Source organism: Phytohabitans rumicis (assembly GCF_011764445.1).
GTDB lineage: Bacteria > Actinomycetota > Actinomycetes > Mycobacteriales > Micromonosporaceae > Phytohabitans > Phytohabitans rumicis.
The window spans coordinates 8794069-8814541 of sequence record NZ_BLPG01000001.1; the positions used below are offsets into that span (position 1 = coordinate 8794069).

Genomic DNA, 20473 nt, shown 5'->3' on the forward strand with positions numbered 1-20473 from the left:
TCCATGCTGGTCGGGTGGACGGGGATCGGCTTGGACAAACGCGACAGCAGACGACCAGCGAGTACGGCCTGCTCGGGGTGCGCGGCGTCGACTTCCGGATCGACCGGGTGCCGGCATCGGCCGGGCTCGCCGCCCTGGTCGAGCGGCACTGGCTGGTCAGCTGGGACCTGCCCGAGGGCCGCCGCGCCCCGGTCACCCTCCTGCCGCACCCGTGCGTCAACCTGATCGTCGACCGGGGCCAGGCCATGATCGGCGGCGTCGGCCGCGAGCGCTTCACCTACGAGTGCGCCGGGAGCGGCCGCGTCTTCGGCGTCAAGTTCCGGCCGGGCGGGTTCCTGCCGTTCCTGGGCCAGCCGGTGTCCCAGCTGACCGGCGAGGTCCGGCCCCTGGCCTGGCTGTGGGGCGCCGCCGACGCCGGGCGGTTCGCCGCCGACCTGGCCGCCTGCCCCGACCTCGACGCGCTGGTCGACGTCGCCGAGCGGCACCTGCTCGCGCACTGGCCGGCGCCCGACCCGGAGGTGGCCCGGGTCGGCGAGGTCGTCCGCGCCCTGCTGCACGACCGGTCCGTCACCCGGGTGTCCGACGTGTCCGGGCGCTTCGGCATGTCGCCGCGCTCGCTGCAGCGCCTCTTCGAGCGGTACGTCGGAGTCAGCCCCAAATGGGTGCTGCAGCGCTACCGGCTACACGAGGCGGCCGCCCGGCTCGCCGAGGGCACCGCCGGCACCTGGGGCGAGGTGGCCGCCGAGCTGGGTTATTTCGACCAGTCCCACTTCATCCGCGACTTCACCCGCGCGGTCGGCATGACCCCGGTCGCCTACGCCGACGCCTGCACCCGCCACCAACACCCCGTCACCACCTGACGCCCCCTCCCACCCCCGCGCGCGCTTGGCCCCGGCGCGTGGTGGGCGCCGCGCGTGGTGGGCGTCGCGTGGTGGGCGCCGTGTGGTGGGCGCCGTGTGGTGGGCGCCGCGCGGCGGGCGCCCGCGCGGCGTCGATCAAGGACTTTCCCGTCGATCAAGGGCGAACGGCCGTGGTTTGATCTCCGATCCACGACCTTTTGCCCTTGATCGACGCAGAAGTCCTTGATCGCCGCGAAGCGCCGCGGCGCGGGGAGCGCGTCGCGGGGGGCGCGGCGCGGTGGCCGCGTCGCGGGGCGGGGCGTGGCGTGGCACGGGGCGGGGCGGGGCCGGGCGGGGCGGGGCGTGGCGCCGGGCGGGCGTGGCGCGGCGGCGGGGGCGCGTCTGTTCGGGTGATCGTGGTGACCAATTGCCCCTCGGAGGGCAATTGGTCACCACGATCACCGGCGTCCGGGTTCCTGCGGGCGCATCGACCCGGTACCGGGTGGACCCAAAGCCCAACGGCTTGGGTGATCATGAAGTTGTCCCCGGAAGGAAGCGCTCTCTCGCACGCTAACTTCATGATCACCACCTTGGTCGTGAGTAGGACACCCACCGCAGAGTGGGGCGGTGGGTGTCCGGTTCGGGGGTGGGGGTTCGTCATGCTGGTGACGATCCGACGAGGAGGAGCGCACGATGAAGTACCTGATGTTCGTCTGCACCGACACCGCGCCCGACACCGATACCGCTCCCGAACCGGACATCGAGGTCTGGGTGGCGGACAACGACAGCAACGGCCGGCGGTTGAAGGGCAACGCGCTGGCGCCGACCTCCGCGGCCACCACGGTCCGGGTGCGCGACGGCGAGCTGCTGGTCTCCGACGGGCCGTTCGCCGAGACCAAGGAGGTCATCGTGGGCTTCGACATCCTGGAGTGCGCCGACCTGGACGAGGCGATCGAGGTGGCCCGCACGCACCCGATGGCGCGCGGCGGGCGGCTGGAGCTGCGCCCGTTCGCGGTCGATGAGTTCTAAAGCGACAGCGGAGGCCGTCGCGGCGGCGGCCGCCGACTCGTACGCCCGGATCGTGGCCACCCTGATCCGGGTCACCGGGGACTGGACGCTGGCCGAGGACTGTGCCCAGGAGGCGCTCGCGCAGGCCATGGAGCGCTGGCCGCGCGACGGCGTGCCGGGCAACCCGGGCGGTTGGCTGATGACGGTGGCCCGCAACCGGGCGACCGACGTACTGCGTCGGGTCACCGTCGAACGCCGCAAGCTGCGCGACCTGGCCGTGCTGACGCTGTCCGACCCGGGTCCGGAGGTGGCGCCGGGCGAGGTGGTGGACGACCGGCTGCGGCTCGTTTTCACGTGCTGCCACCCGGCGCTGTCGCTGGAGGCCCGGGTGGCGTTGACGCTGCGCACGATCTGCGGGGTGCCGACCGGCGACATCGCGCGCGCGTTCCTGGTCACCGAGTCGACCATGACCCGGCGGCTGACCCGGGCCAAGGCGAAGATCTCCGACGCGCGCATCCCGTACCGGGTGCCGACCGGGCCGGCGCTCGCCGAGCGGCTGCCCGGCGTCCTCGCCGTGCTGTACCTGCTGTTCACCCGCGGGTACGACGCCGACGGCGAGCCGGCGTTCGCGGAGGAGGCCATCCGGCTGGCCCGCCTGCTCGACCGGCTCATGCCGGGCCAGCCCGACGTGGCGGGGTTGCTGGCGCTGTTCCTGCTCCAGCACTCCCGGCGCGACGCCCGCCGTGACGGCGCCGGCAACCTGCGCACGCTCGACAAGCAGGACCGGTCCCGGTGGGATCACGCGGCCATCGACGAAGGGCTGCGCGTGCTGAAGACCGCGCCGGGCGCCGGCCCGTACACGCTGCAGGCCCGCATCGCCGCCTGCCACGCCACCGCGGCGACGGCCGAGGCGACCGACTGGCCGGCGATCGCGGCGTGGTACGACGAGTTGGCCGCGCGGCAGCCCTCGCCGGTCATCGAGCTGAACCGCGCGGTCGCGCACGGCTACGCGTACGGGCCGGCGGCCGGGCTGGACCTGCTGGCGGCGGCCCGGGCCGGGGGAGCGCTGGACAGGTATCCGCTGGCCGTGGCCGTGGAGGCGGACCTGGTCGCCCGGGCCGGCGAGCCGGAGCGCGCCGCCGGCCTCTTCCGCGAGGCGGCGGCCCGGTCCGACAACGGCCCGGAGCGCCGCGCCCTCCTCCACCGTGCCGAGGAGGTCAGCGCAGGCGTGCCAGGTGGAGCGCCACCGGGCCGGCCGTGAGCAGGCCGCTCGCGGCGGCGAGCTCGCCGGCCGCCGGGGTCAGCTCCGCCGTGGCGCGGTCCACCAGCGGGCGGTCGCCGAGCAGGGTGGCGGCCCGGCCGGTCAGGCACCACAGGGCCTCGAAGAGCAGGTCGCGCGGCGGGTCCGGGATCCGGCGCAGCGCCGCCGCGGCCTCGGCCGGCCGGTCGCGGGCGATCAGCACCAGCGGGCGGGCCCACGGCGCGTACGGGCCCCAGTCGGTGGCGTCGTCGAACCCGGCCGGCCGGTCGTGCCAGACCCGCAGGCACAGCAGGGCCAGCGGCAGCAGGCCGCGCTCGACCCGGGCATTCCGGCGCCGTCGAGCCCGACCGCGGCCGCGCGGTAGGCGGCCTCCGCGTCCGCCGGCGCCGCCCCGGTCGCGGCCAGCCGCATGGCGCGGTACCAGCCGGTGAACACCCCGACCAGCGGCCGCTCGTGCCGCGCGGCCAGGCGATCGGCCGCGGCGGCGTGCTCGTCCGCCCCGGCGAAGTCGGCGAGCGCGCCGCGGGCCTGCACGCGGATCAGGTGACCGAGGATCTCGAAGGTGGACAGGCCGTGCCGCCCGGACAGCGTCACGAGTTCGGCGCCGACCTCGTCCCGCCGCCTGGCCAGGCCGGCGCGGTGGAAGCTCTGCATGAACACGCCGTTCAGCGCGAAGGCCAGCACCGCCGGGTCGCCGAGCCGGCGGGCGATCCGTTCGGCCTCCCGGGCCGCCTGCGGCCCGCGCGCGGCGCGCGTGCCGCGCGACTCCACCGCGATCGTCGCCAGCAGCCGGGCCCGGGCCGCGTCGTGCCCGTCCGGTTCGAGCGCGGCCAGGGCGCGCTCCGCCGCCGCCACGATCCGCGCGGACTGTTGCGGGTCGTCGGACCGGGTCCAGATCGCGGGTACGTCGTAGCCGCCGATCACCCGGGCGGTGAGTTCCGGGTCGCCGAGCCGCTCGGCCGCCGCGACCGCCGCGGCACGCTGCTCGCGGGCCGCCGCCAGCCCGCGCGCCCCGGTCACGGCCAGGCTCCGCAGCAGCCCGACCGTGGTTTCCAGCCGGGCCGGGCCGGTCACCGTCCGGTCGTACGCGGCGGTGGCCGCCGTCCAGACCCGCTCCGCGTCCCCGGTGTCGGCGTGCCGGAGGATGTCGCTCTCCAGCCGGCGCAGGCGCGGGCCCGGGTCGACGCCCAACTGCTCGCGCAGCAGGTCGCGGGCCCGGCGCAGGACGGCGAGGGCGTCGCCCTGCCGGTCCGCCCGGTACAGGGCCAGCGCCAGCAGCCGCCACGCCTCCTCGCGCCACGGATGCTCCGCCGCATGGACATCCAGGCCGGGTACGGCGTCCGCCGCCCGGCCGAGCGCGAGCGCCGCCTCGGCCCGCCGCTCCACCGCGGTCAGCCGCAGCTCGTCCAGCCGGGACCGCTCGGCGCGGATCCACGGCTCGCCCGCGAAGTCCGCGTACGCGGGACCGCGCCACCAGCCGAGGGCGGCGTCGAGGCGTTCGTGTGCCGGGGCGGGCGGTGCCGTGGCCGCGGCGGCGACGGCGTCCTCGAACCGCCAGGCGTCGACCGCGTCCGGGGCGGCCCGCAGGGCGTACCCGGGTCCCTCGGTGACCAGCAGCCGTGCCGGCTGGCGCGGCGGGCGCCCCGGCTCCAGCGCGCGGCGCAGCGCCGCCACGAACGTGCGGACCGTGGCCACCGCGCCCGGCGCCGGCGCCTCCCACAGGTCGTCGACGAGGCGGTCGACCGGCACCACCCGGCCGCGCGCGACGATGAGCCGGGCCAGCACCGCGCGGTGCCGCGGACCCTTCACATCGACGGGTGTGCCGGCGCGGTCCCAGGCCACGACCGGTCCGAGCACCCCGAAGCCGACCTCCACGGGCAGAAACCTACCGCGCTCATCGGTTGCTCATCGGTGATCGGCACGGTGGGGGCATGACGCTTGCCATTCCCGGATTCGACTACCAGCGCGTCGCGGCCGCCGACGGCGTGACCCTGAACGTGGCGGTCGGCGGCGCGGGCCGCCCGATCGTGCTGCTGCACGGCTTTCCGCAGACCCACCTGATGTGGCGGCACGTCGCCGCCGACCTGGCCGCCGACCACACCGTGATCTGCCCCGACCTGCGCGGCTACGGCGCCAGCGACAAGCCGGCCGAGGCGGGCCCCGCGACGTACGCCAAGCGGACCATGGCCGCGGACGTCGTGGCCGTCGCGGCGGCGCTCGGCCACGACCGCTTCGCCCTCGCCGGCCACGACCGCGGTGCGCTGGTGGCGGTCCGCGCCGGCCTCGACCACCCGGGCGTGGTCACCCACCTCGCCGCGCTCGACGTCCTGCCGACCCTGGACATGTGGGACGTGCTGCGCGGGGCCGGCGCCGCCGTCGCGTTCCACCTGTACCTGATGGCCCAGCCGCCCGGCCTGCCCGAGCGGATGATCGGCGCCAGCGCGGACGCGTTCTTCGGCCACTTCCTGGACGCCTGGACCGGCGACCCGGGGGCCATCCCGGCGCAGGTGCGCGCCGAGTACCTGCGGGCGTCGCGGGAGGCGGTGCCCTCGATCGTCGCCGACTACCGGGCGTCGGCCGGGATCGACGCCGACCACGACCGCGCCGACCGGGCCGCCGGACGGCGACTGGGTATGCCGGTCACCGTCGTACAGCAGGACTGGGGTGCGGTCCTCGGCTACGACGCCGCCGCGCTGTGGCGCGCGTGGGCCCCGGACCTGGAGCACCACACCACGTCGGCGGGTCACTTCCTGGCCGAGGAGGCCCCCGCCGAGGTGGTGAAGGCCCTGCGCGGGTTGCTCGCGCGGCCTTGCCTTGACACCGGCGGCAAGGTCTAGCATCCGGCGGTGTGAAGTTCGCGATCAACTACAGCACGCCGTTCTACGGCGTCGACCCGGACCGGCTCGCCGGGTACGCGCGGCACGCCGAGGAGTGTGGCTTCGAGGCCCTGTACATCCCCGAGCACATCGTGCTGTACCCGGGCGCGATGGTCGGCCCGATGCCGCTGCCGCCGGCCCTGCCGTTCGCCGACCCGCTCGACTGCCTGAGCTTCGTCGCCGCCGCCACCAGCCGGATCCTGCTCGGCACGGCGGTGCTGCTGCTGCCGTACCACCATCCGGTGGTGCTCGCCAAGCGCCTGGCCACCATCGACGTGCTGTCCCGGGGCCGGATGCGCCGGCTGACCGTGGGGCTGGGCACGCTGCCCGGCGAGGCGGCGGCGGTGGGCGTGGACTTCGGCAGCCGGGGCCGCCGCGCCGACGAGGCGATCGACGTGCTCCGGCTGCTCTGGGCCGGCGGCGAGGAGGGGGTGAGCTTCCACGGCGAGTTCTTCGCCTTCGACAACGCGTGCAGCTTTCCCAAGCCGTACGGCGGCGGCACCCTGCCCGTCCACATTGGTGGGTCGAGCCGGGCGGCCGCGCGCCGGGCCGGGCGGCGGGGCGACGGCTACTTTCCCGGCGGCGCGCTCACTCCCGACGAGCGGGCCCGGCAGCTGGACCTGGCCCGGTCGGCCGCCGCCGGGGCCGGCCGCGACCCGGACGCGCTGGAGTACACCCGCTGGGGGTCGATCGACATGCCCCCGGAACGCGTCGAGGCGTTCGCCGCGCAGGGCGTGACCCGGATCGTCGTGGCGGCCACCGCCGACGATCCGGCCGAGCAGCACGACCAGATGTCCGTGTTCGCCGAGCGGTTCGGGCTCACGATGACGCCACGATGACGTCCCGGTGGGACCGTGTCCGCGGTCGCCGTCGGGCGGCCCACGGGCGCGACGGAGGGGGACACCATGCGGGTACGGGCGAGGGTGGGACTGTGGTCGGCCGCCACGCTGGCGGCGGTGGGGCTGGCGGTGCCGGGTGGCGGGCCGGCGCACGCCATCGACGACTGTGACGGGCACATCGGCGCCTACATCGAGGGCACGTCCGGCGACGACGTGCTGGAGGGGACCTCCGGACCGGACATCATCCGCGGGCACGGCGGCGACGACCTCATCCTCGGGTACGGCGGGCGGGACACCATCAACGGCGGTGACGGCGACGACCTCATGATCGGCGGCGACTGCGCCGACGTCATGCACGGCAACCAGGGCAACGACGACATCGCCGGACTCGCCGGCGACGACGTGGTCAACGGCAACGTCGGCGACGACCTCCTCATCGGCGGGCCGGGAGCGGACACTGTGGACGGTGGGTCGGGCGCCGACGAGTGCTCCGACGAGCCCACCTCGGACGAGCAGTACATCGTCTACATCATCGACTGGGTCAGCACCTATGCCTGCTGAGCGGCGGCCCGCACGCGCAGCACGGCACGGCTCGGCACCGGGGCGTCGATCGACCGCATCGCCCCGGCCCACCGGTCGTACGCCCGCTGGGCCTCGCCGTGGCGCCCGGCGGCCAGCAGCACCTCGACCAGCGACCGGTGGGCCGGCTCGTCGAACGGGTCGGCCACCAGCAGCCGTACCAGGATCGTCGCGGCCTGGTCGAGGTCGGCGCAGCGGCGGCACAGCTGGGCCAGCTCGCGCAGGCCGCGCAGCCACACGGCGCGGGCCTCCTCGCGCAGGCCGTCCGCCCAGTCCTCGTACGGGTCCTCCGCGAACGGGTCGCCGTGGTACGCCGCGTCCATCTCGGTGAGGATCTCCCGCGCCCGGTCCGGTTCGCCCTCGCGGGCCAGGCGCAGCCCGTGCGCCGCGTCCCGCAGCAGCCCGTCCACGTCGAGCGCCACCCGGTCGAGGTCGAACGACACCCCGGCCAGATCCGCGCGCAGGTAGTGGTCCGCGGGCCGCAGCCGGGTCGGGTCCAGCACGGTCCGGACCACCGACAGGAGTACGGACAGCCGGTGCCCGGTGCGCCGCGGCTCGTCGTCCGGCCACAGCAGCTCGCACAGCTCCGCGCGCGGCACCGGGCGCCCGCGCCGGGCAATCAAGATCTTGAGCAGGGTACGCGCCTGCCGGGAGCGCCAGGCCGGCAGCGGCACCGGTTGCCCGCCGACGTACACCTCGAACCGGCCGAGCACGCGCACCCGCACGGGGGCGGCGTCGGCCGGCACCAGCCCGGCGCCGTCGACGGCCGGGACGCCGAGCGCGACGAGCCGCCGCGCCGCCGTCTTGGCCGCCCAGCGCTGCGGGCCGTCGGCGCCAGGGAGTCGGCCGAGCAGCACCCGGATCCGGTCGGCGGCGGGCGGGGCGCCGGCGCGTTCCCAGATCGTCTCCGCCTCGCGCAGCGCGGCCCGGGCCGCCTCGACGTCGGCGCCGGCGACCGCGGACAGCTCCAGCGCCTCGGCCAGCGCGTCGGCGTGCCGGCTGGCCCGGGCGGCGCACACGGCGTCGGCGGCCCGCCCGCGCGCCTGGTCGGCGTCGCCACCGGCCAGCGCCACCCAGCCCGCCGCCACCAGCGCCACGGCGGCCAGCCCGGGCGGCGCCGCCTGCTCGGCCTCCGCCGCGGCCGCCAGCGCCGCGGGCACATCGCCGCCGTCCGCGAGCAGCCGCGCGAGGCCGGCCAGCGCCGGCACGAGGACCTGCGGCTCGCGGTGGCCGCGGGCCAGCTCGATCGCCTCCTCGAACGCCACCCGGCTCTGCTCCGGCCGGCCGAGCTGCCGGTTGATCTCGCCCAGGCCGTAGAGGCCGGGCGCGGTGCGGCGCAGCCCGGCGCGGTGCGAGATCTGGATGGAACGTTCACAGTGGAGCGTCGCTTCCTCGTACCGGCCGAGGCGGGTGAGCGCCTCGCCCGCGTTGTGCAGGGCGGTCACCAGCACGCCCGGTGGCGCGCCCGCCTCCGCGGTCCGTACGGCGCGGGCGGACGCCCGCAGGGCCTGCGGGTAGCGGGCCGCGCGCAGCAGGCAGTCCGCCTGGTTGGCCAGCACCCGCGCCTGCTGGACGACGTCGCCGGCCCGCTCCGCGGCGGCCAGCGCCTCCGCGAGGTGCTCCTCCCGACGTACCCCGATCGCGATCATCGCGGCGGCGATGTGCGCGAACGCCCGGGCCCGGTCGTCGCCGGCGGTCCCGGCGGCGGACAGCGCCCGGGCGGCGGTGGCCGCGGCGGCGTCGCTCTCGCCCAGCAGGTGCAGCGTGGTGGCGCGGCAGGCCAGCACCGAGGCGTCGTCGGCGGTCGGCACGGCGGGGGGTTCCGGTGCCCGGTCGAGCAGGTCGAGGGCGGCCCGGAAGTCGCCGCGCATGTACGGCAGCATGGCCGCCCGCCAGACCAGGCCCGCCGTCCAGTGGCCGGTCTCCGCCGCGTCCACGAGGAGCGGCGTGAACGCCTGTACGGACTCCAGGGCCCGCCCGGCCATGCGCAGCGCGTCGGCCCGGATCAGCCGCACCCGCGGCGTGCGGGCGGTGGCCGGCAGCTCGTCGATCAACCGGACGACCTCGGCCGCGCCGCCGGCCGCGAGCATGCCGTCGCCGCCGGACTCGACCAGCGCGGCGCACGCGCCCGCGTCGCCGGCACCCTGGAACGCGCGGGCGGCCGCCACGGCGTACCCGTGCCGCTGATACCAGGCGGCGGCCGTGCGCAGCCGGCCGGGCAGGCCCTCGGCGGCCGTCCGGAGGTGCCGGTCGCGGAGCAGAACCGCCCGCAGCACCGGAACGAGCCGCGGTGCACCGAGGCCGTTGGCGACGAGCAGGCCGGTGCGGGCGAGCGGGCGCAGTTCGCCCGGTGTCCACTCCGGACCGTCCGATGTGGCCGCCATGACGGCGGCGCAGAGCGGCTCGGTGATGGGATCGAGGTCCGCCACGAGGTCGAGCAGCCACGCGGGCAGGCCGGCGAGCACCTCCTCGCGTACCCAGGTCGTGGCGGCCTCGACCAGCGCGGGCAGCAGGTCGTGGCGGCCGGCGCCGCGGCGCAGCACGTCGCCGGCCAGGTGGGTCAGGGCCGGCCACCCGGCGGTCAGGTGGTGTACGTGGTACGCGAGGTCGGCGTCGGCGAGGCCGTGCTCCTCCCGCAGCACCCGGAACAGGGCGTCCGGGGTGAGCGCGAGGTCGGCCGGGCCACGCTCGGTGACCGGGCCGGGCAGCTCGGCGACGGCCGCCGGGTCCAGCGGGTGGCGGGAGGCGACCGAGACCCGTACGTGGCCGGGGAATGCCGCGAGCAACCGGGCCAGCCGGACCTGCCTGGGCGGGTCCAGCCGGCAGGCATCGTCGACGGCGACGTGCCCGACCGTCCCGCCGACGGCGGCGCCGCCGAGCAGGTCGGACGCGGTGACGTACGCCGTCTGGCCGTCCGCGCACGCGGCCTCCAACGCCGTGGTCTTGCCGTAGCCCGCCGCGGCAACGACGAGCAGGCTGCCGGATGCCATCCCACCTCCCGCTGGTTGGTGAAGTAGAGCACCCCGCGGCCGCTTACGGCGGGTCGGTAAGCCGACACCGGGCATCACCGGCCGTAGTCGCCGGCTCTGGATACGGAAGGAGGCAACGATGCGGGCCAAGGGAAGGCGAGCGTTGGCGGCCGCCGCGGTCGCCGTGGCGCTGAGCGCCGCCGCCGTCGTGGTCGGGCCGGGCAGCGCCGGCTACGCCGTGTCCGGCCGGGTCAACGTGTACGGCGGAACGCCGATGAACTCGGACCCGAAGGACGCCGTCGCGACGTGTCCGGGCGACACGAAGGTGCTGGGCGGTGCGGGCTACATCTCGAACGGGTTCGGCGACGTGGTGCTCGACCGGATCGTGCCGAACGCCGACCTGACCAGCGTGAGCGTGCGGGGGCTCGAACACGGCGGCGTCGCCGGCGCCTGGTCCGCCACGGCGGTGGCGATGTGCGGCGACCCCGTGCTCAACCTGCGACGCGTCAGCTACGAGCTGCCGCGCAGCTGGACGTCGCCGAAGAACGCCGTCGCGTACTGCCCCGGCAACCTGTCCGTGTACGGCCTCGGCGCGCAGATCGTCGACGGCCGGGGCGACGTGGTCCTCGACGACCTGGAGATCAGCGACGACCTCAGCTTCGTCAACGTCGGCGCGTACCAGGTCGGCGACCCCAACCACGCCTGGGGCCTTGTCGCGTACGCCATCTGCGGCAACCGGGCGACCACAATGGAGCGTGTTGTCGCCAGCCCGGCCAGCGGCTCCGACAACGCCTCGCCGAAATCGGTGCACTCGGCGTCCTGCCCGGCGGGCACCACGCAGACCGGCGTCGGCGGCGAGGTCAGCGGCGGCCGGGGCGCGGTCACGCTGGACGAGCTGACCGTGAGCGCGGTGGCCGGCGGCGTCGCCCAGGTGCGGGCGCACGACAACGGGACCGGCGCCGGGCCGTGGAACGTCCTGTCGTACTCGGTCTGCGCCGCGTAGCCCTGGGGCCTGTATCAAAGTGGGGGCCGGAGCGAGGCGAGGCCCAGGCGGCGATCCGGCAAGGCGGGCGGAAGGTCGCATACCGGTGTTGTATGCGGCCTTTCGACCGGCGCCGCCGGTCGTCGTCTGGGTCCGCCGCAGCCCGGTCATCCACGTTGATACAGGCCCCAGGCAGCGGTCTGGCGGTCGAGGACGAACTGCTGCACGTCCAGGTGGCCGGTGGCGAACCGGTGCGGGAGGCGCGCAGCCGTTCGTGCGGCACGGTGATCGCCTGCAGCCCGACCCGGCCGCCGGGCGCGAGGAGCCGGTCCAGGGTCGCGAAGTAGGTGGGCCAGTAGCGTTCCCCGACGGCCTCGATCATCTCGACGCTGAGGACGGCGTCGAACGGCTCCGCCTCGACGTGCCGGTAGTCGCGCAGGTCGACGGTCACCCGGTCGGCGACGCCGGCCGCGGCGGCCCGGCGTACCGCCAGGTCGCGCTGCGCGGCGGAGATGGTGACGGTGTGCACCAGGGCGCCGCGCCGGGCGGCGCGGATGGCCAGCTCGCCCCAGCCGGTGCCGACTTCGAGTACGCGGGTGCCGGCGCCGACCTCGGTCCGGTCCAGCAGGCGGTCGATCTTCCGGCGCTGGGCGTCGCCGAGATCGGCCGCCGTCGCCCCGCGCGGGTCCGGGTCGAACAGCGCAGACGAGTACGTCATCGTCTCGTCGAGGAAGAGGGCGAAGAGGTCGTTGGACAGGTCATAGTGATGCTGGATGTTGCGCCGCGCACCGTCCACTGTGTCCTCCTCGGCAGGCGGGATGCGCGCGCCGTACAAGGGACGCAGCGCGGCGACGTGCCGTAGCCGGCCGAGCTGGCGCAGCGGGCCGAGGCGGCCGTCGAGCAGCCCGCCGGCGAACGCGGTCAGCAGCCCGGCCAGGTCGTCGGTGTCCCAGTCGCCGGCCTGGTACGCCTCGCCGAAGCCGATCAGCCCGCGGGCGCCCAGCCGCCGGTGGAACGCCTCGGGGCGGTGCAGCCGCAGCACGGGCACCCCGGGACGGTCCGGACCCTGCGTGCCGCCGCCGTCGGTGACAACCCGCAGCGGAAGGCGGCGGGCCACCCACCGCACCAGCCCGGCGACGGCGGCCGCCCGCAGCGGCGCCCGGGGGACGGTAGCCACGTCCGGCCAGCGCTCGCGGTCGGGGCTCGTACGCATGCCCCAATGGTCCCCCAGCCGGCCGCCCGAGCGCGCAGGGCAGGATGGCGGTCATGAGCCGCATCGACCCGAGCCGGCGTCCGCCCGGCCGCCGCTGGTACGCGGTGGCCGGTGGGGCGGCACTGCTCGGCGTCGCCGCATCGGGCGCCCTGCTCGTCACCGGGATCCTGTCCTGGATCGAGGACTTCCCGGCGCTGGGCGACCGCTTCCGCGGCGGCGAGTCGGTGCGGGTGGACCTGCGAGCTGGGCAGCCGGCGGTGCTGTACGTCAGTCCGGACACCGCCTCGTACGACTGGCGGTGCACCGGGACGATGGCCGGTGCGCCGGTCGCCGTCACCGAGGCGCCCTACACGTTCACCTTCTTCAGCGGGGGTCGGACCTGGGCGGCGCGGTACGAGCTGCGGGCCGACCGCGACGGCAGCGTGGACCTCACCTGTGCCCCGGCGGCGCAGACCCGCAGCGCCCTGCTCGCGGTGGGGAGGAGCCCGACAACGGGCGGCTGCTGCGCAAGCTGGCGACCACGGTGGCGGCGAGCGGGGCTGCCGCCGTGCTTGGCCTCGCCGTGGGCGGCGTGCTCACCGTGGTCGTGTGGCGCAGGCGGCGGGCTTACCGGCCCGGCTGACCTACGCGCCGACGGTCCCGTCGACTCCCTCGCGCAGGAAGTCGGCGTGCCCGTTGTGCCGCGCGTACTCGTGAATCAGGTGCAGCATCACGAAGCGTAGCGACACGTCCTCGCCCCACCGGGCCTGATACCCGGTCACGTCCAGCGACTGCGCAGACCGTTCGATCCGGCGGGACCGCTCGACCTCCGCCTGCCAGGCGTCGAACGCCTCCGACCGGGTGGCCGTGCCCGCCTCGTACGCCATCTGGAAGTCGCCCTCGGCCGACCACACCAGCGGCACGTCCTCCCCGTCGATGACCCGCCGGAACCAGGTGCGCTCCACCTCGGCCATGTGCCGCACCAGGCCGAGCAGGGACAGCGTCGACGGCGGCATCGACCGGCGGCGCAGCTGCTCGTCGGACAGCCCGTCGCACTTCCAGGCGAGTGTCGCGCGGTGGTAGTCCAGGAAGGCGCGCAGCATCTCGCGCTCCCCACCAACGCGCGGCGGATCAGGTCGTTCGTCAGCCATCCTGAGATCATGACGCCCTCGGGCCCCCGCTGCTGCGGCGGCTACGGCGGCGATCATGGGTCTAGCGGCAGGAAGGGCCCTTCCTCCGCGGCTAAGCCCATGATCACCGCCAGCACCGGGCAGCTCGGCGGGGCCGGTCGCTTGCCGGCAGTGGACTTGGTGGGGCAGGGCGGGATCTTGCGCCCGGTTATGTCCCCACCGATCAAGGAGAACCCCGTCGATCAAGGGCAAACGGTCGTGGATTGGAGATCAAAGCACGACCATATGCCCTTGATCGACGCGTAAGCCCTTGATCGACGCGCGAGAGGGGCGCGGGGAGGGGCGCGGGGAGGGGCGCGCGGGGTTAGGCGGGGGTGACGGGGGTGGCGGGGTTGCCGTCTGCGGCGGCGGCTAGTTGGGGGACGAGGCGTTCCAGGACGTACGGGAGGCTGAGCGCCGACACGAACGAGATGGCGTTGCCGTAGTCGCCGGTCTCGTCGATGTAGACCTCGCGGCCCTGCTTGACCACGTTGAGTCCGTTGTAGACGGAGTCGCCGTGCAGCTTCTTGGCGTCGTCGGCGACGTTCGGGACGATCCACACCAGGGCGTCGCGGTCGAGCAGGTCGGTGCGTTCCCGGCTGATGTTGGCGCCGACCTTGTCGCCGAGCACCTTGTCCAGGTCGGCCGGGAGGGAGAAGCCGAGCGAGGTGAGCATGCGCGAGCGGGGGTCCTCGCTGCCGTACACGAAGATGCCGTCGTACGGCGTGGCCATGAGCGCGGTCTTGCCGGCGAACGCCGGGTTGGCCTGCTTGGCCGCCGTGAACGCGGCCTCGGCGTCCTGGACGAGCTGCTTGGCCTGCTCGGGCTTGCCGACCGCCTGGCCGACCTTCTCGGTGAGCTCCTGCCACGGGATGCCGTAGTCGCCGTACGCGGCGGGCTGGGCCACGGTCGGGGCGATCTGGGAGAGCGTGCCGTACGCCTCCTTGGTCAGTCCGGAGTAGAGGCCCAGGATGAGGTCGGGCTTGAGCGCGGCGATCTTCTCGAACTGTGGCCCGTCGCCGGCGTCCTTGAGCACCTCGGGCGGGGCGGCACCGCCCAGCTTGGGCTGCGCCCAGGGGCCGATCGCGCCGGGGTAGCCGCCGAGCCATTCGGTGGTCGCGACCGGCACCACGCCGAGGGCGACCAGCGGGTCCTGCTCGGTGAGACCGACGGTGACGATCCGCTTCGGCTCGGCCGTGATGGTGGTGCTGCCGTACTTGTGCGCGATCGTGACGGGGAAGGCGCCGCCGCCGGAGGACGCCGCCGCCGGCTCATCCCCCGAGGAAGAGGAGCCGCAGGCGAGGGTGGTAGTCAGGACGAGGACCAAGGGGGTGACGCGGAGAAAACGCATGGAGTGCTCCTTTATCCGTGGTTGCTCCGGTACTCGCGCACGATCAGCCAGCCGAGGTAGATCCCGCCGAGGCAGACCGTCACCACGCCGACCGGCAGCGGCGTGGACGTGAACAGACGTTGGGCCAGCAGGTCGCCGGCCAGCAGCAGGAGCGCCCCGGTCGCGGCGGCCGGCAGCACGCCGGCGCCGGCGGTGCCGACCAGCCGGCGCGCGATCTGTGGCGCGGCCAGCCCCACGAACGCGATCGGGCCGGCGGCGGCCACCGCCACCGCGGTCAGCCCGGTGGCGAGGAGGATCAGCCACAGGCGGCTGGCCTCGACCCGGATGCCGAGCGCCTTGGCCGCGTCGTCGCCCATCTCCAGCATCCGCATCCGCCGGCCCAGGGCGGCCAGCGCGGGCAGCAGCACCAGCACGGCCACCGCGAGCGGGCGGACCTGGTCCCAGGTGCGGCCGTTCAGGCTGCCGGTCAGCCAGACATACGCCTGCTGCGCCTCCTCGATGTTGGCCCGCAGCAGCAGGTACGAGTTGATCGAGGTGAGCACCGACCCGATGCCGATGCCCACCAGGACCAGCCGGAAGCCCTGCACCCCCTTCCGGTACGCCAGCAGGTAGACCAGCGCGACCGTGGCCAGGCAGCCGACGAGCGCGCCGAGGGCCACCTCGACCTGCGTGCCGTGCCACACCACGATCACGAGTACCGCCCCGGTGGCGGCGCCGGTCGTGAACCCGATGATGTCCGGGCTGCCGAGCGGGTTGCGGGACAGGCTCTGGAACGCGGCACCGCTGGCGCCCAGCGCGACGCCCACGAGGGCCGCCGCGACGGCCCGCGGCAGCCGCAGGGTCACCACGATGAAGTGGTCGGCGGCCGTCCCGTACCCGAAGATGGTCTTGATCACGTGGGTGGGCGCGATGGGCAGGTCGCCGGTGCCGACCTCGAGCACCAGTATCACCGCGGCGGCGGCCAGCAGGACGGTGGTGACCGCGACCGAGCGCGGGTGGTAGCGCAGCCGCACGGCGCCGCCCAGGCGCAGCGTGTTCACGACTGCGCCAGCCGGCGGCGGCGCACCAGCGCGACGAAGACCGGGGCGCCGATCACCGTGGTCACCAGCCCCACCTGTAGCTCGCCCGGCGGCGCCACGACCCGGCCGACCACGTCGGAGCCCAGCAGCAGGGTCGCGGACAGCACCATCGAGTACGGCAGCAGCCAGCGGTGGTCCGGCCCGGTGATCGCGCGGGCGATGTGCGGCACGGTGAGGCCCAGGAAGCTGACCGGCCCGATCGCCGCGGTGGCCGCACCGCACAGCAGGGTCACCGCCACGACGCCGATGACCCGGGTACGGACGATGTGCGCGCCCAGGGCGCGGGCCAGGTCCTCGCCGAACGCGATCGCGTTGAGCGGGCCCGCCAGCGCCAGCGCCGCCACGATGCCGACCAGCAGGAACGGCAGCACCTGGCGGACCGTCCCCGCGTCCCGGCCGGCCAGGGACCCCACGCTCCAGGCCCGGAAGCCGTTGAACGCGGTCTGGTTGAACAGCACCACCGCCGACGTGAAGCCGGTCAGGACGGCCCCGATGGCGGTGCCGGCCAAGGCCAGCCGCACGGGCGTGGCCGCGCTGCGCCCCACCGACCCGAGCGTGTACGCCAGCACGGTGGCGATCAGCGCACCGGCCAGCGCGAACCAGACGTACCCGGTCAGCGTGCTCACGCCGAAGAACGCGATCGCGCAGACCACCGCGAGCGCCGAGCCCGCGTTGACGCCCAGGATGCCGGGGTCGGCGAGCGGGTTGCGGGTCAGCGCCTGCATGAGCGCGCCGGCCAGGCCCAGCGCGGCGCCGACGGCCAGCCCGAGCACGGTGCGCGGCACCCGCAGGTCGCGGACCACCAGCTGGTCCGGCGACCCGTCAAAGTGGACGATCGCGTCCCACACCGTGCCGAGCGGGATCGACCGGGTGCCGACCGAGACGCTCAGGAAGAGCACCAGCGCCAGCACAGCCAGGCCCGCGACCAGGCCCACGGCCCGCCGGGACAGCGCGGGCCGCACCACCGGGCCGGCCGCTTCGGTCAGCACGGTGCGACCGCCGCCCGCTCGGCGCGCGGGGCCTGCTGCGCCGCGGGTACGACCAGAGGAGTGCCCGTCTCGGGGTCGTCGATGACCCGGCAGCGCACGTCGAAGACGCTCTCCACGAGCGCCGCGGTGACCACCTCGGCGGGTGGGCCGGTCGCCACGATCTTCCCGTGCTTGAGCGCGATCAGGTGGGTGGCGTAGCGGGCCGCCTGGTTGAGGTCGTGCAGCACGGCGACCAGGGTGCGGCCGTGCTCGGCGTGCAGCCGGGCGCACAGCTCCAGCACCTCGATCTGGTGGGCGATGTCGAGGAACGTGGTCGGCTCGTCCAGCAGCAGCACGGGCGTCTCCTGGGCCAGCGCCATGGCCAGCCACACCCGCTGGCGCTGCCCGCCGGACAGCTCGTCGACGTACCGGCTTGCCAGGTCGGCGACCCCGGTGCAGTCCATCGCCCAGCCGACGACCCGTTCGTCGGCGTCCGACCACTGGCGGAAGAGGCGCTGGTGCGGGTAGCGGCCGCGGGCGACGAGGTCGGCCACGGTGATGCCGTCCGGCGCCACCGCGGTCTGCGGCAGCAGCCCGAGGCGGCGCGCGACCTCCTTGGTCGAGTACGACGAGATGCGCGCGCCGTCGAGGAAGACCGCGCCGGCGGTCGGCTTGAGAACGCGGGCCAGCGCACGCAGCAGCGTCGACTTGCCGCACGCGTTCGGTCCGACGATGACGGTGAGTGAATTGTCCGGGATCGCCACAGAAAGGCCGTCGACGACCCGCCGTTCGTCGTAGCAGAGCGCCAAGTCGGTGGCGTACAGGGGGGTCGCTTCGCCTGCCATGAAGCGAATGAAACAGCCGTTACATACGAACAGTCAATACCACGAGTTGAAGTTTCTGTTTCACGGGCGGTCACCGACCCGTTCGTACACGTCCGCCTCGAACTCCTCCAGGAGCCGCTCGCACTCGGCGATCTTCGCGACGGCGTCGGCCCGTCCGGGCGCCTCGAACCAGTCCCGCTCCTCGACCCGCTGCATCCAGCGGCGCAGCTTTTCCAGGTCCTGGCGGATCTCCTCGGTCTCCTCGAACGTGTAGTTCTCCCGGAACCGCTCGAACTCGATCTCCTTGAAGAACTTGGTCTCGCACTCCTCGACGATCTCGGCGTACTCCTTGGCGGAGTTGGCCCGGAACCCGTCCAGGATGAACGCCTGCTCGTGCTCCTCGACGCCGTCCAGGACGAAGAACAGGCTCGATCCGTCCATCTCGTTGATCTTGGCGCGGACCTTCTCCAGGGCGGCGCGCACCGGCTCCCGGTCGGGCAGCACGCAGACGGCCTGTTGCAGGTAGAGCGCGCCGAGGCGCTTCAGCTCCCGCCACACCGCCACCCGGGCGCGGGAGGACTGGGTGGGCACCCGGTAGACGAGCAGCAGCCAAGACATGTCCCGTGACATGAAGAGAGCCTAGCCATCGTTGACAATCCGAGCACACTGTAACTACCGTCGCGTCGTAACAGCTGATACATCTGATCAAGGGTGGGTGCATGGACGCCACGACCTGGGGACTTCTGACCGCCACGTTCGCCGCCTCGTTCGTCGAGTTCGTCGAGGCGCTGACCATCGTGCTGGCCATGGGCTTCACCCGCGGCTGGCGTTCGGCCCTGGCCGGCACCGCCGCCGCGCTGGTCGCGCTGGTCGTCTTCACCGCCGCCGTCGGCTACGCGCTGTCCAGTTGGCTGCCCGAGGCGGCACTCCAACTGGTGGTCGGCACGCTGCTGCTGATCTTCGGGCTGCAGTGGCTGCGCAAGGCCACGCTGCGCTCCAGCGGGCTCAAGGCGCTGCACGACGAGACCAAGGAGTACGCGTCGCAGACCGCGGCGGCCCGCGAGGCGGGGGAGAAGCGCCGGTACGGGATCGACACCTTCGGCTTCGTCGTCTCCTTCAAGGGCGTCTTCCTGGAGGGCGTCGAGGTGGTCTTCGTCGTCATCACGTTCGGCCTGAACGCCGGCAACATGGGCGGCGCGATCGCCGGCGCGGCCGCGGCGGGCGTCATCGTGCTCGGGCTCGGCGCGGCGCTGCACCGCCCCCTCGCGGCGATCCCGGAGAACCTGCTCAAGTACGGGGTCGGCGTGCTGCTGGCCGCGTTCGGCAGCTACTGGATGTTCGAGGGCATCGGGTTCTTCCGGGACGGCCGGGAAAGCCTGCACTGGCCCGGCGGTGACTGGGCGATCCTCGTCCTGCTCGCCGGCTGGCTGGCCCTGTCCCGCCTGCTGGTCGCCGGCCTGCCCCGGCTCAAGTCCACTGTGGAGGTACCGTGAGTTCGCGCAGCGGCGCGGCGTCGTTTTCCCGGCGGCGTCGCGCACCTAAACCGCCCTCGTACACCGCCGCCGGCGGGAAGGCGTCGCCTTCCGGCGCCGCTGCGCGAACTCACCAGGAGGTCTCGTCATGAACGCGCTGCGGGCGTTCGGCCGCTTCTGGTACGACTTCATCGTCGGCGACGACTGGAAGATCGCGGTCGCCGTGGTCACCGCGCTGGCCCTCACCGGTGCGCTGTGGGCGGCCGGCCTGCTCAGCGTCTCCGCCGTCCCGGTGGCCGGAGCGGTTCTGCTGTTCGCCCTGTTCGCGCTGAGCATGGTCGTCGACGTACGCCGGAGCACGCGATGACCTCTTCGGCGTACCCGATGGAGCTGCACCGGCACCACCGCGACGTGACCGGCGGATGGCTGCGCCCGGCGGTGTTCGGGGTGATGGACGGCCTGGTGTCGAACGCGGCGCTGATCGCCGGCGTTGTCGGCGGCGGCGGGCGCGGCAGCGTGGTCGTGCTCGCCGGGCTGTCCGGCCTGGCCGCCGGTGCCTGCTCGATGGCGGTCGGCGAGTACACGTCGGTGGCCTCGCAGTCCGACCTGGTCCGCGCCGAGCTGGACATCGAACGCCGCGAGCTGGCCCGGGACCCGGACGCCGAGCAGGAGGAGCTGACGCTGCTCTACCAGGCCCGCGGGCTGGACCGTGACCTGGCCGAGCTGGTGGCCCAGCAGCTGCACCGCGACCCGGAGACGGCCTGGCGGGTGCACGCCCGCGAGGAGCTCGGCGTCGACCCTGACGACCTGCCCTCGCCGTGGCTTGCGGCCGTATCGTCGTTCACCGCGTTCGCCCTCGGTGCGCTGGTGCCGCTGCTGCCGTTCCTGCTCGGGCTGGACTCGGTCGGCGGCGCGGTCGCGCTGACGCTGCTGGCGCTCTTCGCGACCGGCGCGGCCGTGGCCCGGCTGACCGGGCGCGCGCTCTGGCGCGGCGGTGGCCGGCAGCTCCTATTGGGCGTGTTGGCGGCGGCCGTGACGTTCACGATCGGCAGTCTCGCCGGCTAG

Annotated in this window: 20 protein-coding genes; 10 read left to right on the forward strand and 10 right to left on the reverse strand. The window is 74.6% G+C overall.

The window, feature by feature from the left end:
- Nucleotides 1-14: 14 nt before the first annotated feature.
- From Prum_RS39835 to Prum_RS39845, 3 genes are all read left to right on the forward strand, one after another.
- Nucleotides 15-860, forward strand: coding sequence for a helix-turn-helix domain-containing protein (locus Prum_RS39835; protein WP_173082097.1), 846 nt, complete (start codon nt 15-17; stop codon nt 858-860).
- A 672-nt stretch (nt 861-1532) separates the two neighbouring features.
- Nucleotides 1533-1868, forward strand: a complete 336-nt coding sequence (locus tag Prum_RS39840; protein WP_173082099.1) for a YciI family protein — start codon at nt 1533-1535, stop codon at nt 1866-1868.
- The gene (locus tag Prum_RS39845; RefSeq protein ID WP_173082101.1) at nt 1858-3108 is read left to right on the forward strand and encodes an RNA polymerase sigma factor; all 1251 of its coding nucleotides are present in this window, start codon (nt 1858-1860) and stop codon (nt 3106-3108) included. Before Prum_RS39840 ends, Prum_RS39845 begins: the two co-directional genes overlap by 11 nt.
- Here Prum_RS39845 and Prum_RS52780 read toward each other — a convergent pair.
- Both Prum_RS52780 and Prum_RS39850 read right to left on the reverse strand, forming a co-directional pair.
- Entirely contained in the window at nt 3065-3310 is a 246-nt protein-coding gene (locus Prum_RS52780) for a hypothetical protein (RefSeq protein ID WP_246278418.1), read from the reverse strand. The genes Prum_RS39845 and Prum_RS52780 overlap by 44 nt on opposite strands.
- Nucleotides 3304-4983 (reverse strand): AfsR/SARP family transcriptional regulator, encoded by a 1680-nt coding sequence (locus Prum_RS39850; protein ID WP_246278419.1) that lies wholly within the window; start codon nt 4981-4983, stop codon nt 3304-3306. Before Prum_RS39850 ends, Prum_RS52780 begins: the two co-directional genes overlap by 7 nt.
- Before the next feature lie 56 nt (nt 4984-5039).
- Here Prum_RS39850 and Prum_RS39855 point away from each other — a divergent pair, with 56 nt between their 5' ends.
- Genes Prum_RS39855 through Prum_RS39865 form a run of 3 tightly spaced genes read left to right on the forward strand, consistent with a single transcriptional unit; the run spans nt 5040 to nt 7384 of the window.
- A complete protein-coding gene (locus Prum_RS39855; protein WP_173082103.1) occupies nt 5040-5945 on the forward strand; it encodes an alpha/beta fold hydrolase in 906 nt (301 codons plus the stop codon).
- Nucleotides 5946-5956: 11 nt separating this feature from the next.
- Nucleotides 5957-6823, forward strand: a complete 867-nt coding sequence (locus Prum_RS39860; protein WP_173082105.1) for a TIGR03619 family F420-dependent LLM class oxidoreductase — start codon at nt 5957-5959, stop codon at nt 6821-6823.
- 15 nt (nt 6824-6838) lie between these two features.
- Complete coding sequence (locus tag Prum_RS39865) at nt 6839-7384, forward strand: calcium-binding protein (protein ID WP_173082107.1); 546 nt, start codon at nt 6839-6841, stop codon at nt 7382-7384.
- Here Prum_RS39865 and Prum_RS39870 read toward each other — a convergent pair.
- Both Prum_RS39870 and Prum_RS39875 read right to left on the reverse strand, forming a co-directional pair.
- Nucleotides 7372-10392, reverse strand: coding sequence for an AfsR/SARP family transcriptional regulator (locus Prum_RS39870; RefSeq protein WP_173082109.1), 3021 nt, complete (start codon nt 10390-10392; stop codon nt 7372-7374). The genes Prum_RS39865 and Prum_RS39870 overlap by 13 nt on opposite strands.
- Before the next feature lie 860 nt (nt 10393-11252).
- Nucleotides 11253-12566, reverse strand: coding sequence for a class I SAM-dependent methyltransferase (locus tag Prum_RS39875; RefSeq protein WP_173082111.1), 1314 nt, complete (start codon nt 12564-12566; stop codon nt 11253-11255).
- Between the two features lie 53 nt (nt 12567-12619).
- On the opposite strand from Prum_RS39875, the gene Prum_RS39880 reads away from it, so the two are divergent.
- On the forward strand, nt 12620-13288 hold the full coding sequence (locus tag Prum_RS39880) for a hypothetical protein (protein WP_173082113.1): 669 nt from the start codon (nt 12620-12622) through the stop codon (nt 13286-13288).
- Here Prum_RS39880 and Prum_RS39885 read toward each other — a convergent pair.
- From Prum_RS39885 to Prum_RS39910, 6 genes are all read right to left on the reverse strand, one after another.
- Complete coding sequence (locus tag Prum_RS39885; protein WP_173082115.1) at nt 13190-13696, reverse strand: DinB family protein; 507 nt, start codon at nt 13694-13696, stop codon at nt 13190-13192. The two genes, Prum_RS39880 and Prum_RS39885, sit on opposite strands and share 99 nt — an antisense overlap.
- A gap of 343 nt (nt 13697-14039) precedes the next feature.
- Nucleotides 14040-15065, reverse strand: coding sequence for an iron-siderophore ABC transporter substrate-binding protein (locus Prum_RS39890; protein ID WP_173082116.1), 1026 nt, complete (start codon nt 15063-15065; stop codon nt 14040-14042).
- 11 nt (nt 15066-15076) lie between these two features.
- Nucleotides 15077-16105 (reverse strand): FecCD family ABC transporter permease, encoded by a 1029-nt coding sequence (locus Prum_RS39895; RefSeq protein WP_173082118.1) that lies wholly within the window; start codon nt 16103-16105, stop codon nt 15077-15079.
- Nucleotides 16102-17133, reverse strand: a complete 1032-nt coding sequence (locus tag Prum_RS39900; RefSeq protein ID WP_173082120.1) for a FecCD family ABC transporter permease — start codon at nt 17131-17133, stop codon at nt 16102-16104. The genes Prum_RS39895 and Prum_RS39900 overlap by 4 nt, the downstream gene beginning before the upstream one ends.
- The gene (locus tag Prum_RS39905; protein ID WP_173082122.1) at nt 17127-17957 is read right to left on the reverse strand and encodes an ABC transporter ATP-binding protein; all 831 of its coding nucleotides are present in this window, start codon (nt 17955-17957) and stop codon (nt 17127-17129) included. Before Prum_RS39905 ends, Prum_RS39900 begins: the two co-directional genes overlap by 7 nt.
- A gap of 60 nt (nt 17958-18017) precedes the next feature.
- Nucleotides 18018-18566, reverse strand: coding sequence for a Chromate resistance protein ChrB (locus Prum_RS39910; RefSeq protein WP_173082124.1), 549 nt, complete (start codon nt 18564-18566; stop codon nt 18018-18020).
- Nucleotides 18567-18655: 89 nt separating this feature from the next.
- On the opposite strand from Prum_RS39910, the gene Prum_RS39915 reads away from it, so the two are divergent.
- From Prum_RS39915 to Prum_RS39925, 3 genes are all read left to right on the forward strand, one after another.
- On the forward strand, nt 18656-19429 hold the full coding sequence (locus Prum_RS39915; protein ID WP_173082126.1) for a COG4280 domain-containing protein: 774 nt from the start codon (nt 18656-18658) through the stop codon (nt 19427-19429).
- Between the two features lie 127 nt (nt 19430-19556).
- On the forward strand, nt 19557-19775 hold the full coding sequence (locus Prum_RS39920) for a hypothetical protein (protein ID WP_173082127.1): 219 nt from the start codon (nt 19557-19559) through the stop codon (nt 19773-19775).
- Nucleotides 19772-20473 carry a VIT1/CCC1 transporter family protein gene (locus Prum_RS39925; protein ID WP_173082129.1) on the forward strand — a complete coding sequence of 234 codons (702 nt, stop codon included), beginning with the start codon at nt 19772-19774 and terminating at the stop codon, nt 20471-20473. The genes Prum_RS39920 and Prum_RS39925 overlap by 4 nt, the downstream gene beginning before the upstream one ends.

Coding starts and splice junctions, on each gene's coding strand:
- Prum_RS39840 (WP_173082099.1), top strand. CDS start 1,533: ATGAAGTACCTGATGTTCGTCTGCACCGACACCGCGCCCGACACCGAT.
- Prum_RS39845 (WP_173082101.1), top strand. CDS start 1,858: ATGAGTTCTAAAGCGACAGCGGAGGCCGTCGCGGCGGCGGCCGCCGAC.
- Prum_RS39855 (WP_173082103.1), top strand. CDS start 5,040: ATGACGCTTGCCATTCCCGGATTCGACTACCAGCGCGTCGCGGCCGCC.
- Prum_RS39870 (WP_173082109.1), bottom strand. CDS start 10,392: ATGGCATCCGGCAGCCTGCTCGTCGTTGCCGCGGCGGGCTACGGCAAG.
- Prum_RS39875 (WP_173082111.1), bottom strand. CDS start 12,566: ATGCGTACGAGCCCCGACCGCGAGCGCTGGCCGGACGTGGCTACCGTC.
- Prum_RS39880 (WP_173082113.1), top strand. CDS start 12,620: ATGAGCCGCATCGACCCGAGCCGGCGTCCGCCCGGCCGCCGCTGGTAC.
- Prum_RS39885 (WP_173082115.1), bottom strand. CDS start 13,696: ATGGCTGACGAACGACCTGATCCGCCGCGCGTTGGTGGGGAGCGCGAG.
- Prum_RS39890 (WP_173082116.1), bottom strand. CDS start 15,065: ATGCGTTTTCTCCGCGTCACCCCCTTGGTCCTCGTCCTGACTACCACC.
- Prum_RS39905 (WP_173082122.1), bottom strand. CDS start 17,957: ATGGCAGGCGAAGCGACCCCCCTGTACGCCACCGACTTGGCGCTCTGC.
- Prum_RS39910 (WP_173082124.1), bottom strand. CDS start 18,566: ATGTCACGGGACATGTCTTGGCTGCTGCTCGTCTACCGGGTGCCCACC.
- Prum_RS39915 (WP_173082126.1), top strand. CDS start 18,656: ATGGACGCCACGACCTGGGGACTTCTGACCGCCACGTTCGCCGCCTCG.
- Prum_RS39920 (WP_173082127.1), top strand. CDS start 19,557: ATGAACGCGCTGCGGGCGTTCGGCCGCTTCTGGTACGACTTCATCGTC.
- Prum_RS39925 (WP_173082129.1), top strand. CDS start 19,772: ATGACCTCTTCGGCGTACCCGATGGAGCTGCACCGGCACCACCGCGAC.